The following is a 12,563-nucleotide window of genomic DNA, read 5'->3' on the forward strand; positions in this document are numbered from 1 at the left end:
ATCGCTCAAGTATTTCATTACTAATATTGGCCGTAAACATATGAAAACACCTCGTCCTCTACTGGTCTTTTAATTTCCAGTATTGACAGGTCTTTTAATTGTTAACGGCGAGGAAGCCTTTATTCCAGTGGGAAGTAAATTATACGAGATCAAGGGGATAGATCCCATTGAAGCCATTGCGGTTGAATTAGACGGGGAATACAAAAAAGCATCTAAATAAATCAAAGCAAAAGTAGATTGCTATTTTAAACATTCCTGTAAGGCCTAAACATGCTGGAAGAAATGGAAGTTCCCAAATCGGCTGCGATTAAAAAAGTATTGGACTATTACAGCATTTGCAAGTCAGAAGCCATCGCTTTTGGCGACGGCGGAAATGACATCGACATGCTGGAGCATGTAGGACTCGGAATATCGATGGGGAATGGTGAGGAAAGGCTAAAGCAAAAAGCGGACTTCGTCACCAAAAAGGCAAGCGAAGGCGGTTTTTTTTACGCGTTAAAACAATTTGGCATAATTTAATAATAGGTAATTATTCCCTTTTGGTTGAAGAAGATTTTCGGTATTCTAATAGAAAACTTTCAAAGGGGAAGATGAGATTCGACGTGGAAGAATCCAATCGACCCAGGTTCATTTTCATCCGACGCAGGACCGGGAGCAGCGCTTTCACATGCCGGCAACAGATGCAGCTCCTCCCATCCAAACGATCCACTTTAGCATGGGCAAGCAGAAGCTATTTGTAGGGAAGCTGACGGGCGACGCTGCTTCTATCGTTCAGCGCATGGCCTTCTCCAATGCGATGGAAGATTTGACGCAGAAGGAGTGGGCTTTCGCAAAGGCCGCGTAGCCCAGAACGAGATTGAGACATTGGCTGAGTCTTATGAGCTATTAATCGATGCCACCGGAAAATCTGGCCCGCTATTCCCGTTCCCAGTTGAAGACGAGCTCACGCCATTCCATACTCCGCAGCGTAAATGCATCGTAGGATATTTCACGGGGTAGCCCCGGTTGAGCCCAAGGGGATTTCGATTACGGTGTATTAATGGAAGTCTAATATACGGGATTCCATTCGGTTAGAACAGAGTGCAAATGAAAATGAATGTAAAATTGCATCAGCTATGAAAGAAAACCCTTTCTGGAGGATCAAAATGAACAATAATGTATGGTCAGGCAGCAAAATTAGATTGCGTGCCATTGTCCCTGGCGATTGGGAAAGGTTCCATCATAATGATTACGACTCTGAATGTGCTAGAGCATGCGATGTGATCCATTTTCCAAGATCGGGAGAAGGGACAAAAGCTTGGGCAGAACATCAGGCATCCAAGGCGCCGGAAGGTGATAACGTCATGCTTGCCATTGAAACGCTGGATGGTGTGCTCGTTGGCAGCATAAGCACGCATAGCTGTGATCCGCGGCACTGAACGTTTAAGTATGGCGCAGCTATTTTTAGAGAGCATTGGCGTAAAGGCTACGCTTCAGAAGCAATCATGATATTGCTGCGGTATTACTTTGAGGAATTGCGTTATCAGAAGGTTAATGCACATATTTATGCTTTTAACGAGGGTTCGATCGCACTTCATAAGCATCTCGGTTTTCGTGAGGAAGGAAAGCTTAGGAATATGATTTTTACGAACGGACAACATTTCGATGAATATATTTTTGGTTTAACGAGTAATGAATATGGGGAGCTGAAGGGTTGAATCTGAACGCTTATGCACAATCTGGGATTATAGTTGCGTTGCTGCTAGGTGTCGGATGGCTATTTATCGCCCAAAGGAAAAAGTCTGGCAAGAATCAAAGCATGAGCCACACCTTGCGATGGACCGGAATTGGACTTATGGCCATGGCGATTCTTCTCATCGTTGTCGGAGTACTGCAGTACTTTGATGGGGCATCGCATAGTCGTGGGCACTAGTCAGGTTTGAAAATGAGACTGAGAAGGGAGGAGTAGTATGGGCAGGAGCATAAAAATCACTTTTTTACTCATGAGTATTATCATTTGTGGGGCTTTGATTCATGAGCATCCATTATTTCAATAAATACCGTATGTATGATAAGGCTGAGCATCGTGCTTATACTTCGGCAATTAATAGTGTTGCACACAATGGCATTGCAATGCCGCTGCTTGAGACATCAAAAGCGTTAGAGCTAATCGATCAAAACTCCTCAGATATGCAAAATGGGATTGAAACTTGGCTGCTAGAGGCAGCCTCCGACCTCAGCGTTGCTCAAAAATCCGCAGAGATCGCCTCGCTTCACTTAGGTATATCAAATAACAAAAAAAGCGAATTTCACACAGAGTTTTTTGGTGCGTAAAAAATGTCGATACTCGACATCATACTAACCGAGAATGATGTTGAGCAATGGAAGCAGGCTAGCTTGGAATTGCATGAAATGATGCAAATCCTTAATGACGGTGTTGATCATGATATCTTGCTAGAGGGCGATTACGCCGAGGTTGAGCAGCATTGGCATCAGTTAATCAGCCAGATGCATCAAAAATTCCCCGACACATGATTATTGGAATCCTATTACTCTCTTTTGACTTTATGAGGGTTAATATATATCTAAAAAGCAGCCGCACAAAGCTGGTTAACCCTGCTCAACTAACAGAACATCTTGAAGATATGTGCGATTAAGAGGACTTTTTTTAAATATACTAACTTGGAGAATAGGGTGATTTTATGCAAAGCTGTCATTGCTTCAAAATAATAATGACAGCTTGGCTCGCAGCGTAAGTTTGACTTTGCTACTGGGCTCGTCCTTCTCTCAGCATAGCTGTTGTTTTGTCTATACGTCGTTGCCGCGTTTCGGCAGTCTTGGCATCCTCGATTGCGAGCACTAAGCGCCGCTTGTTGCTGTAGGACAAGCCGTCGAAAAATTGCTTTGCTTCTGCTTCATTTTCAAGTGCATTTAGAAAGTCCGCCGGTACAACAACCTCACGAGTCTCGGTATCCAACTCAATATCAACTTCCACTTCATCTCCTGCCTCAACGCCGGCACCCTTGCGTATCTCCGCACTGACGGGGATCATGAAATGTCCGCCCATCGATGCCACAGTACTTCTGTAGGTAAAATCATTGATCGTAATTTTGACAGCCGGCTTCTTGCTCGTCCCGAGAGCTGCGACGATTTCTTCTGGAACCCGAATACCTGTTGCTGTCTTGCCGCTTAGCAGAACAATGGTTTGAAATTTCATGAAATAACACTCCTCTTTCATATGTTCAGTCAACCAGATATTTAATATGGATACTTAACTAAGGTAGTTCAGTTTGCTCATCAGTTCAAGCCTCTTTTGCAGAAACCAGAATCCTACATTGAGTTGTTGGTACCATAACGTTTATAATATAACGAGAATATTCCAAAAGAAAAGGTGTCATTCATGAGCATATTAAATGTAGAACGACTAAGTCACGGCTTTGGAGATCGCGCGATCTTCACTGACGTATCCTTCCGCCTGCTTAAGGGCGAGCACATCGGACTGATCGGCGCGAACGGCGAGGGCAAGTCCACTTTCATGAACATCATTACAGGCAAGCTTCAGCCGGATGACGGCAAGGTGGAGTGGTCCAAGCGGATGCGCGTTGGCTATCTTGACCAGCATGCGGTGCTGAGCAAAGGGTCCACGATCCGCGACGTGCTGAAAGGTGCGTTTCAGTATCTGTTCGATATGGAACAGGAAATGAACGACAAGTATGGCATTATGGGCGATGTCACGCCGGAGGAGCTTGAACAGCTGCTTGAGGATGTCGGAACGATACAGGATACGCTGACAAATCAAGATTTTTACTTGATCGACGCGAAGATCGAAGAGACAGCCCGCGGTCTCGGGCTTACCGATATTGGATTGGACAAGGATGTTAACGATCTGAGCGGCGGACAGCGGACGAAGGTGCTGCTGGCAAAGCTTTTGCTAGAAAAGCCGGACATTTTGCTCCTGGATGAGCCTACGAACTATTTGGATGAGCAGCATATCGAATGGTTGAAGCGTTACCTGCAGGAGTATGAGAATGCCTTCATTCTCATTTCACATGACATTCCGTTCCTTAACAGCGTCATTAACCTGATTTATCATATGGAAAATCAAGAGCTTAACCGTTATGTTGGCGATTATGAATATTTCCAGCAGGTTCACGAGATGAAGAAGCAGCAGCTCGAATCTGCTTTTAAGCGCCAACAGCAGGAAATTGCTGACCTTAAAGATTTCGTAGCCCGGAACAAAGCGAGCGTAGCGACGAGAAATATGGCGATGTCAAGGCAGAAGAAGCTCGACAAAATGGATGTCATCGAGATTGCGAAGGAAAAGCCGAAGCCGCAATTTAACTTCAAGGATGGAAGAACCTCCGGCAAGCTCATTTTCGAAACAAAGGAGCTTGTAATCGGCTATGACAGCCCGCTATCGAGGCCGCTCGACCTCCGTATGGAGCGCGGGCAGAAGATTGCGCTTGTCGGCGCGAACGGAATTGGGAAAACGACGCTGCTGCGCAGCATTTTAGGCGAGATTCAGGCGTTATCCGGCTCGGTTCAACGCGGAGAGCACCAACAGGTCGGCTATTTCCAACAGGAAATAAAGGATGCCAATTACAATACTTGCATCGAGGAAGTATGGAAGGAGTTCCCTTCCTTATCGCAGTTTGAAGTGCGTGCGGCACTAGCGAAGTGCGGACTCACGACCAAGCATATCGAGAGCAAAATCGCTGTCCTAAGCGGTGGCGAGAAGGCTAAGGTGCGCCTCTGCAAACTGATCAACAGCGAGACGAATCTGCTAGTGCTCGATGAGCCGACCAACCACTTGGACGTGGATGCGAAGGACGAGCTGAAGCGCGCCCTTAAGGCGTACAAAGGCAGCATTCTGCTCATTTCCCATGAACCGGAATTTTATCGCGATGTCGTTACAGATACTTGGAACTGTGAGTCATGGACGACAAAAGTATTTTAATTCGTCCTGCAATGTCAAAAAAGCCTATCTAACCGTTAGGGTCAGATAGGCTTTTTTTGGTTTGTGCGTCACGCTTGCTGCTCGGGGTCTTTCTTTGTGGAGCGCGTCATTTGAATGATTTTTTCCAATCCCTCAATATATTGCTGGAACATGTCTAGCCCAAGCTGGGTGGGGGAGCAGATCGTCTTGGGCCGCCTGCCGGCGAACGTCTTTTCCACCTGAATATAGGCGGCCTCCTCCAGCACGCGGATATGATTGCCCAGATTTCCTTCGGTCAGGCTCAGTTCACCGCGCAGGAAGCTGAAGTCGCATTCGCCATGTACCATAAGCAGACTCATAATGCCGAGGCGAGCTTTGGCATGTATGGTGTCATCGATGGCATCCAGCAGATTGTCACTCATGACGACCTCTCCGGCGCTGAAGCAATACCCCTGCTAAGACAAGACTCCCGCCGCCCAGCAGTCCTAGAACGATAAACTGATAGTCGAGAAAAAGGAGCCTTGTCGCAGCGGCTAGCACAATAAACCAAATGCCGATCATCACGGGTCCTTTTCCCAAGAGCGCCCCCATGGACACATAGAGAATCCCTACGAGCATGAACCAGAATAGAGGGATATATTCGGCCTTCACCATTCCCGTTGCCATCATAAAGAAGCCGGCGACCATCATTACAAGGAAAGGCAGCCCAAACATCCATCCGTTCGTGCCGCCACCTGCCTTTTTAGGCAAATGACGAGATTGCCGAATGCCGGTAACGGCGGAAAGAACGCTGCCGAGGACCGAGCCAATCGGCCAATACCACATCGGCCATGTTGCGCTGTCGAAATGCATGCCAATCATCCCGACCATCAGAAACGTACCCCAAATGAACAAGTAGGGCGGGGAATAATCCATTTTCTTCTCATTTCGTGTAATGATTTGCTTAATGAAATCAATGTCGCGCAAAGCCTGCAGAGACTCTGTGGCTTGCGCCAAGTCTTGTTCCTTATTCAACCCAACCACTCCTTAACCTAAAACCATTTTATCCTTATTTCTCCCATCTGAAAAGGAAGAACGCCAGCACCCAGCAAACAACGGCGAATCCAGCCATGATCGTAGTGGCAAGTCCAAACGAAGCAATTGACTCTCCCAGCCACAACCCGCGGGCAAGCTCAACGAAATAGGACATGGGCAGCCACTCGCTTACTCTCTGCATGAACGTTGGCAAAATATCGACTGGCATTGCAATTCCGGATAGAAAGAGGGAAGGGAAGAATACGGCCATTGCCAAACCGCTGGCAGCTCCAGGCGTATTGGTAAGTCCCGACAAGGCAAACCCAAGTGGAAAGAAGCTGAGACAACCAAACAACAGGCAAGCAAAGAGCATGAGCAGCGATGATACAGAGAACTGAATATCCCAAACTAAACTGGCAATGACGATAATTTCGACTGCGCCTGCAAGTACAAGAATGATGCCCTGAATGGAATGGGACAGCAGGACCGCTCCTGAGCGGATAGGGCTAACCCGGTATCTTCGCAAAATACCGCTCTCTCGTTGTGTAATCATATTAATATTTAACGTGAATACGGATACAGAGATAACATTCGTCGCGCATAAAGCGGGAATATAGGAATCAATGAAAGTAGCGCTTTCCAGTGCACCCGGCTGGTTGCCGAATACGGAACCAAAAATAAGCAGCATGAGAATCGGATATACGAGCATCCAAAATATCGTCAGCCAATCGCGCAGATACAAGCGGAAATCAAAAGCAATAAGCCGTATTAGAGCATTCATCGCGCAGCCTCCTTCTTGCCCTGCAGGGTCATTTCGGTAAAGACATCGTTCATTGATGCATCCTCGAGCCGGAGCCCGCTAACCATCCAATCTTCCTGTGCAGCCAAGTGGAAAAGCTGCTTTAGCGTTTCATCGATATGGCTCGAATGCAGCTTGATCATATCGGGCCCGAATTCGACGTCGGCGACATTTGCGAGCTGGGCGAACCGCTTCTTGTCTGTCTTGCCGAGGTTCTTGAAGCTGATGCGCTTCGTGCCGCCCAGCATGGAGATTAGCTTCTGAGGCGTATCGAGAGCGACGAGCCGTCCACGGCTGATTACCGCGATCCGGTCGCACAAATATTCAGCTTCCTCCATGTAGTGGGTCGTGACGACAATCGTTCGTCCTTGCTTCTTCAGCCGATGAATCATTTCCCACATTTCGCTGCGGGCGTTCGGGTCCAAGCCCATGCTGGGCTCGTCGAGAAAAATAATTTCCGGATCATTGATTAACGCGAGCGCCAGCGACACGCGCTGCTTCCACCCGCCGGACAGCGATTTGATGTAGGCGTTCTGCTTATCCTCAAGACCGAGAAAGGCTGCAATCTCACTAGGATCGGCGGTTTTCTTGTATAGCGACCCGAACATGTGCAGTACTTCTTTGACCTTCGCCTTTTCCGGAATAGCGGTGGATTGCAGCAGCACGCCAATTCGCTGCTTGATCTCCTGGGCATGCTTGCGGATGTCCTTGCCTAATACCGTTGCAACGCCGCTGTCTGCATTTCGCAAGCCTTCGAGAATTTCGATTAATGTTGTTTTTCCAGCACCATTGGGACCTACGATGCCAAAGATTTCTCCCTTATTCACTTGCATCGTTATATGATCGACAGCAACTGTAGTTCCATATTGCTTGCATACTTGATCAAGCTGAATTACGGCTTGCATGGCTTCATTCCTCTCAAAAACATATTCATTCAGATAACTCTGTGATCCAGAGTAATCTGAATTGAAATGGTTGTCAATAACTGTATTTGAAATTGGGCGATGACAAATCGGATAAGCTAGCCAATAAATGATGTGTATAGACAACGCTGCTTTCAGATGCTAGGTTTAAATCTGGTGGATTAGACCTAGCATACTTGATAGGGCATCGATTAAATCCTTTTATTACATAGAGCAAAGTAGGTTTATAAGAATGAATAATAGCGATCAACCGATTTACCGTTTTAGTGAAGCGCCTATTTGGGAGCTGCAGCGTGCTTATTTCGAAGAACAGGGCATCGAGGCATGGCAGAACGAGGAAGTGCCGCAATACATTACAAATAACCCAGTCATTGCAACGGCGTACGCGGAAATGATATTTGGATTTCTTCAGGATAGAGCAAGGCTGGGCAGCGAAGCGGAGCCGGTTACGATCCTTGAGCTTGGAGCGGGCTCGGGCCGCTTAGCCTTTCAAGTGCTGAAGGAGTTGGGTGAGCTGATCGATTATGCAGCCATTGCGCTTCCGCCATACCGGTATGTCATGAGTGATTTGCCAGTCAAAAATGTAGCCTATTGGCAGCAGCATCCAAGCCTGCAGCCCTTCGCTTTGCAAGGGGTACTGGATTTCGCTAAGTTTGATGCGGTGCATGATGCGGAGCTGCATTTGACGCAATCAGGCGACACCATAAGGCAAGCTGGCTTGAAGCAGCCATTGCTGATTATCGCCAATTACTTTTTTGACAGCATCCCGCAGGAATTGCTTTATGTGGATGAAGGCAACATTTTTGAATGCAGAGTTTCCTTGTCGTTGCCAGATGAGGCGGAAGCGACTGCTGTTGCGAATATGCTGGAAAAAATGGTGCCCGAATATCATTACCGCAGAGCCGCTGAATATGAGCAGAATTCGTATCCTTACCTGGATGTGATCGAGCTGTATAAGCAAAAGCTTGAGGATTCGCACATTCTATTCCCGGAGATTGGGCTGGACTGTCTGGAGCGGCTTGGCCAGTTATCGCAGGAGGGCTTTGTGCTGCTTACCGCTGACAAAGGAGACCATCGCTTGGACAATTGGGCGTTTGCCGAGCCGCCTAAGCTGATTCATCATGGAAGCTTCTCATTGACGGCTAATTATCATGCGATCCAGCATGCTTTTCAGCAAAAGGGAGCTTGGTCCCATTTTACCGAGCATCATTATAAAAACTTGAATGTGGGCTGCATTCTCATGCTTCAAAGTCCGGCGAACTATGCGAATACGCGCTTAGCCTATCGCCGATTTGTCGATCGGTTTGGGCCGGATGATTTCTTTAGCATGAAGCTGTGGTTCGATGAGCATTTGGACCAAATGGGGCTGTCTCAAATTATTGCTTTTTGGCGATTAGGCCGTTACGATGTGCAGTTGTTTCTGCAAAGCACGAAGCGCTTGCTGCTGCTTCTTCCCGAGATCGGTGAGGAGGAAATGGAGGATCTTCGCCACGGCATACACCTTATGTGGGCGGGCTATTACCCGATGAATGAGAAGCATGACCTTGCATTGGACTGCGCCGTTTTGCTTTATCAGCTGGGATTGTACGAGGATGCGCGGGTCTTTTTTGAGCGGTCGCTAAGCGGAAATGAAGGTACAGCCGAGACGCTGTACGGCATGGCGATTTGCTGCTATGAGCTGGAGAGGGAAGAAGAAGCAGTACATTATGCGCAGCGTGCTTTAGCGCTTGATCCGCAGCATGAGGGAGCTAGTGCGCTTCTACGCATTTAGGATGAATGGTTAGTAATAAGGAAAACTGATATGAACGCATGTTTGCAATGGCGATGTTAAATTTAAAGAACTTGTAATTCAATACGGGCATCCAAAGGATGGTAGATAACGATGAAGACCTTACAAGAGCTTCTCAAACATGCAGACCGCAGCGTAAAAAGCTTTCTTGAAACGGTGGATGCAACGACAGGTGAACGCAAGGTGCTGGCCGAGTTCGATTATTTGATCGAGGCTCCGAACTGGACAAAAGACGGCAAGCGTCTCATCTATAACAGCGGAGGCTTGCTTTGCTCATTTGATCTCGCTTCAAGAGAGAGCACGGTGATCCATTCGGGCTTCGCTAACCGCTGCAACAATGACCATGTGCTGTCTCCGGACGATACTCAAATCGCTGTCAGCCATCATTCAGAGGAGGACGGTCAGTCACGCATCTATATTCTCCCGCTTGCAGGCGGTGATCAGCCCACTCTCATTACGGAGCTCGCGCCAAGCTATCTTCACGGCTGGTCGCCGGATGGCAGCACCTTGTCCTATTGCGCTGAACGGAACGGACAGTACGATATTTATACCATTCCAGCCGCTGGCGGAGTGGAGACGCAGCTGACTGATACACCTGGGCTAGATGACGGGCCGGAATATTCGCCTGATAACCGACATATTTGGTTCAATTCGGTGAGATCAGGCTTGATGCAGGTATGGCGGATGAACGCGGACGGAAGCGAGCAGACTCAAATGACTTATGACGAGAGCAACAGCTGGTTCCCGCATGTATCCCCAAATGGCGAATCCGTCGCTTATATTACTTATCGCAAGGGGGATGTTGCCCCAAGCGACCATCCTGCTAACAAGAACGTTGAAATTCGTCTAATGGCAAGCAGCGGAGGGGAGTTCCGTACTTTGGCCGAGCTGTTCGGGGGCCAGGGCACCATTAACGTGAATTCATGGTCGCCGGATAGCAAGCAGTTGGCTTTTGTCAGCTATCAGTTGAAAGATTAAAAGAAGAGTTTCGGCAGCTAAACGGTATTTCATATAACGCTGGTGCGTAACGAAAAGTAGTTTGTTGAGAATGCTCAGCAGACTATTTTTTATTTTGCTTACAGCTTAGCGTGTTTAAAGATTAGTAGAAATAATTGATCATATGGCATTATTTGTAATAGAATAGACATGCCGTTACCATGAGATGAGGTGTGCGATATGCTGGATCAAGTTTTGCTCGTTGTCATCTTTACTTTTATTATTCATCTCTCGGAGACGCTCACGTATGCGCTTCGTTCAGCAGGCGTTCGTTTAGGGAAGCTGGCGGTTGCCTTATCCTTATCCGGCATTATCCTCCTTATTTCCAGAACAGCCAATATGGTTCAAGCCCCGCTTACCGGAAAATTGATAGATTTTGCCAAAGAAAACAGTGATTTTAACATAGTCGACCAGATGCGGATTATTATCGGCGCTTCTAGTGCAGGAACTTTTATCGCTTTATTGCTTTTTCCGTCCGCAGTAATCATTTCCAAGAGAGTCATATCCCATTTCGAAGTGGCGGGCTCCATCCCTCAAATGGTCCGCACCTCGGTTTCCATTCAAAAGCTGCATAATGTGCGCTATCATTTACGTATTCCCAAATTATCGATGCTGTCCCGATTGCGGATCGGAGGCATTCCCAAAAGGCTGGTCATTCTGAACAGCTTAGTGACCGCTATTTATACGATTGGCGTCCTATCCGCTCTGCTGGCATCGACACTCACAACTGCAAACTCATTCGCCGCCTCGCAGGCATCAGGACTTATTAACGGAGTGGCGACTATATTGCTGACTATACTTATCGACCCGCAAATAGGATTAATTACCGACAAAGTGCTTCGGGGAGAAAAAGACATCACGGCGCTTAATAAAATTTTTGGATTATTAATGGTGTCGCGGTTACTCGGAACGCTGCTTGCTCAGGTGCTGCTAGTGCCGGCTGCTTACTGGATCAAATGGTTGGTATCCGTCATTTAGATCGGAGCAGGCGTGAGCGAAGAGGCGGATAAGGAGAGTATTTCTGTGCTAAAAATAGCAACCGAGCATTTTAAACCACTTAATGATTATGTGTTTAGCACTCAAGTAGAGATTGGTGCCACAGCAGCAGCCGCTTACATCATTAAACATAATGCTGTCGTCAATGAGTGGTATTCAGGAACACATGATTGCTCCCAGCAGTCGCGAGCTGTGGATGAGCATACCCAGTTTAATGTCGCTTCTATCCGTAAAACTTATCTTGCGCTAGCCATAAGCCTGCTAATAGAGAGAGGCTTGATTGCTAGTATCGATGATGAAATCGGAGCTTACTTGCATGAATATAAAGAAACGGCAAAAGGGGTTACACTAAGACATCTGCTCACGCATACGCACGGTTTAAAGGAGGAAGACGGCGGGCTCGGCAGAGGCGATGTGGGGCTATATTCATCTCACCAAGGGCTATCTAAGCGGAGAGCAATTGCTGCCTCAGCCTGTTTTTGAACGTGTAACGACACTTCAAACGCCAAGCAGCTTGCCAACTCATCTGCCTCGCAACGGTTTTATATGGTGGTTGCAAAGCGACACGCTGCTCAATCAGATAGGGGAGAGACTGCCAAACGGCTCTTATCAAATATTAGGCATTACGGGCTGTGCGTGCCTTGTTGTGCCGAAGTATGATGCTGTCGTCGTCAGAATGTATAACCAGTTAAGCAATTTTAACGGATACGATTATTTAAAAGATATCAGGCAGTTCGGAAATTTAGCTAACGATCTTCTGTTGAGCTATTCCTAGTTCGCATTTGAACATGTGAAAAATATTGCCAATATGCAATTTGGTGAGGTGGGATCAGCTTTGCTGTGGCGGGTTCCTCTAATGGAAAAAGCATGCTTTAGTTGCTGCCGATCTGTGCGCGGCATATCTACCTTGAGTGTGCAATGTGGATATTTAATTGCCGCATACGAAATGAGATAGAACAAACCATTAACAAACCCAAGCCAATAGCCAACCTTCGCCATCACGCCCACTCCGAAACAGCACAATAAGCACCTATGTGTGCTTACAGAGGACAAACATGGGTAAGTTTAAGGCTGTAAGAACATATGCGTTCTTACAGCCGCCTTTCGCCGTCTTGCCTACGTCGAATTAGC

The 12,563-nt window shown here is 47.2% G+C and carries 16 protein-coding genes and 1 pseudogene; 12 read left to right on the forward strand and 5 right to left on the reverse strand.

The features are described 5' to 3' along the window. Positions 1 to 264: 264 nt before the first annotated feature. The 6 genes and pseudogenes from AC1TPC_RS20990 to AC1TPC_RS21015 form a co-directional block, all read left to right on the forward strand. Positions 265 to 519: pseudogene (locus tag AC1TPC_RS20990) on the forward strand (HAD hydrolase family protein); the annotation flags it as partial. A 148-nt stretch (positions 520 to 667) separates the two neighbouring features. Then, complete coding sequence (locus AC1TPC_RS20995) at positions 668 to 844, forward strand: hypothetical protein (protein WP_482068751.1); 177 nt, start codon at positions 668 to 670, stop codon at positions 842 to 844. A 301-nt stretch (positions 845 to 1,145) separates the two neighbouring features. Beyond that, positions 1,146 to 1,418, forward strand: a complete 273-nt coding sequence (locus AC1TPC_RS21000; protein WP_482068752.1) for a GNAT family N-acetyltransferase — start codon at positions 1,146 to 1,148, stop codon at positions 1,416 to 1,418. Positions 1,419 to 1,439: 21 nt separating this feature from the next. Continuing rightward, positions 1,440 to 1,697 (forward strand): GNAT family N-acetyltransferase, encoded by a 258-nt coding sequence (locus AC1TPC_RS21005; protein WP_482068821.1) that lies wholly within the window; start codon positions 1,440 to 1,442, stop codon positions 1,695 to 1,697. A gap of 316 nt (positions 1,698 to 2,013) precedes the next feature. Continuing rightward, positions 2,014 to 2,313 (forward strand): hypothetical protein, encoded by a 300-nt coding sequence (locus AC1TPC_RS21010; RefSeq protein WP_482068753.1) that lies wholly within the window; start codon positions 2,014 to 2,016, stop codon positions 2,311 to 2,313. 3 nt (positions 2,314 to 2,316) lie between these two features. Continuing rightward, positions 2,317 to 2,514 (forward strand): hypothetical protein, encoded by a 198-nt coding sequence (locus AC1TPC_RS21015; protein WP_482068754.1) that lies wholly within the window; start codon positions 2,317 to 2,319, stop codon positions 2,512 to 2,514. Between the two features lie 232 nt (positions 2,515 to 2,746). On the opposite strand, the gene AC1TPC_RS21020 is transcribed toward AC1TPC_RS21015, so the two are convergent. After that, positions 2,747 to 3,196: a YdeI/OmpD-associated family protein gene (locus AC1TPC_RS21020; protein ID WP_482068755.1), complete on the reverse strand. Its 450-nt coding sequence runs from the start codon at positions 3,194 to 3,196 to the stop codon at positions 2,747 to 2,749. A gap of 183 nt (positions 3,197 to 3,379) precedes the next feature. Between AC1TPC_RS21020 and AC1TPC_RS21025 the strand changes: the two genes are divergently transcribed. Then, on the forward strand, positions 3,380 to 4,936 hold the full coding sequence (locus tag AC1TPC_RS21025) for an ABC-F family ATP-binding cassette domain-containing protein (protein ID WP_482068756.1): 1,557 nt from the start codon (positions 3,380 to 3,382) through the stop codon (positions 4,934 to 4,936). A 68-nt stretch (positions 4,937 to 5,004) separates the two neighbouring features. On the opposite strand, the gene AC1TPC_RS21030 is transcribed toward AC1TPC_RS21025, so the two are convergent. From AC1TPC_RS21030 to AC1TPC_RS21045, 4 genes are read right to left on the reverse strand one after another with little or no spacing between them, the layout of a single operon-like run. Beyond that, positions 5,005 to 5,337: a winged helix-turn-helix domain-containing protein gene (locus AC1TPC_RS21030; RefSeq protein WP_482068757.1), complete on the reverse strand. Its 333-nt coding sequence runs from the start codon at positions 5,335 to 5,337 to the stop codon at positions 5,005 to 5,007. Beyond that, on the reverse strand, positions 5,330 to 5,929 hold the full coding sequence (locus AC1TPC_RS21035; protein WP_482068758.1) for a hypothetical protein: 600 nt from the start codon (positions 5,927 to 5,929) through the stop codon (positions 5,330 to 5,332). Before AC1TPC_RS21035 ends, AC1TPC_RS21030 begins: the two co-directional genes overlap by 8 nt. 34 nt (positions 5,930 to 5,963) lie before the next feature. Next, positions 5,964 to 6,710 carry an ABC transporter permease gene (locus AC1TPC_RS21040; RefSeq protein WP_482068759.1) on the reverse strand — a complete coding sequence of 249 codons (747 nt, stop codon included), beginning with the start codon at positions 6,708 to 6,710 and terminating at the stop codon, positions 5,964 to 5,966. Then, positions 6,707 to 7,633, reverse strand: coding sequence for an ABC transporter ATP-binding protein (locus AC1TPC_RS21045; protein WP_482068760.1), 927 nt, complete (start codon positions 7,631 to 7,633; stop codon positions 6,707 to 6,709). Before AC1TPC_RS21045 ends, AC1TPC_RS21040 begins: the two co-directional genes overlap by 4 nt. A gap of 250 nt (positions 7,634 to 7,883) precedes the next feature. Here AC1TPC_RS21045 and AC1TPC_RS21050 point away from each other — a divergent pair, with 250 nt between their 5' ends. The 5 genes from AC1TPC_RS21050 (at position 7,884) to AC1TPC_RS21070 (ending at position 12,207) form a co-directional block, all read left to right on the forward strand. Further along, a complete protein-coding gene (locus AC1TPC_RS21050) occupies positions 7,884 to 9,422 on the forward strand; it encodes a tetratricopeptide repeat protein (RefSeq protein WP_482068761.1) in 1,539 nt (512 codons plus the stop codon). Between the two features lie 111 nt (positions 9,423 to 9,533). Beyond that, positions 9,534 to 10,418, forward strand: a complete 885-nt coding sequence (locus AC1TPC_RS21055) for a TolB family protein (protein WP_482068762.1) — start codon at positions 9,534 to 9,536, stop codon at positions 10,416 to 10,418. Between the two features lie 198 nt (positions 10,419 to 10,616). Beyond that, positions 10,617 to 11,414: a lipid II flippase Amj family protein gene (locus AC1TPC_RS21060; protein WP_482068763.1), complete on the forward strand. Its 798-nt coding sequence runs from the start codon at positions 10,617 to 10,619 to the stop codon at positions 11,412 to 11,414. Positions 11,415 to 11,459: 45 nt separating this feature from the next. Then, the gene (locus AC1TPC_RS21065; protein WP_482068764.1) at positions 11,460 to 11,915 is read left to right on the forward strand and encodes a serine hydrolase; all 456 of its coding nucleotides are present in this window, start codon (positions 11,460 to 11,462) and stop codon (positions 11,913 to 11,915) included. After that, entirely contained in the window at positions 11,893 to 12,207 is a 315-nt protein-coding gene (locus AC1TPC_RS21070) for a hypothetical protein (RefSeq protein ID WP_482068765.1), read from the forward strand. Before AC1TPC_RS21065 ends, AC1TPC_RS21070 begins: the two co-directional genes overlap by 23 nt. Positions 12,208 to 12,563 lie beyond the last annotated feature (356 nt).

It is taken from the genome of Paenibacillus sp. Y280 (genome assembly GCF_056786335.1).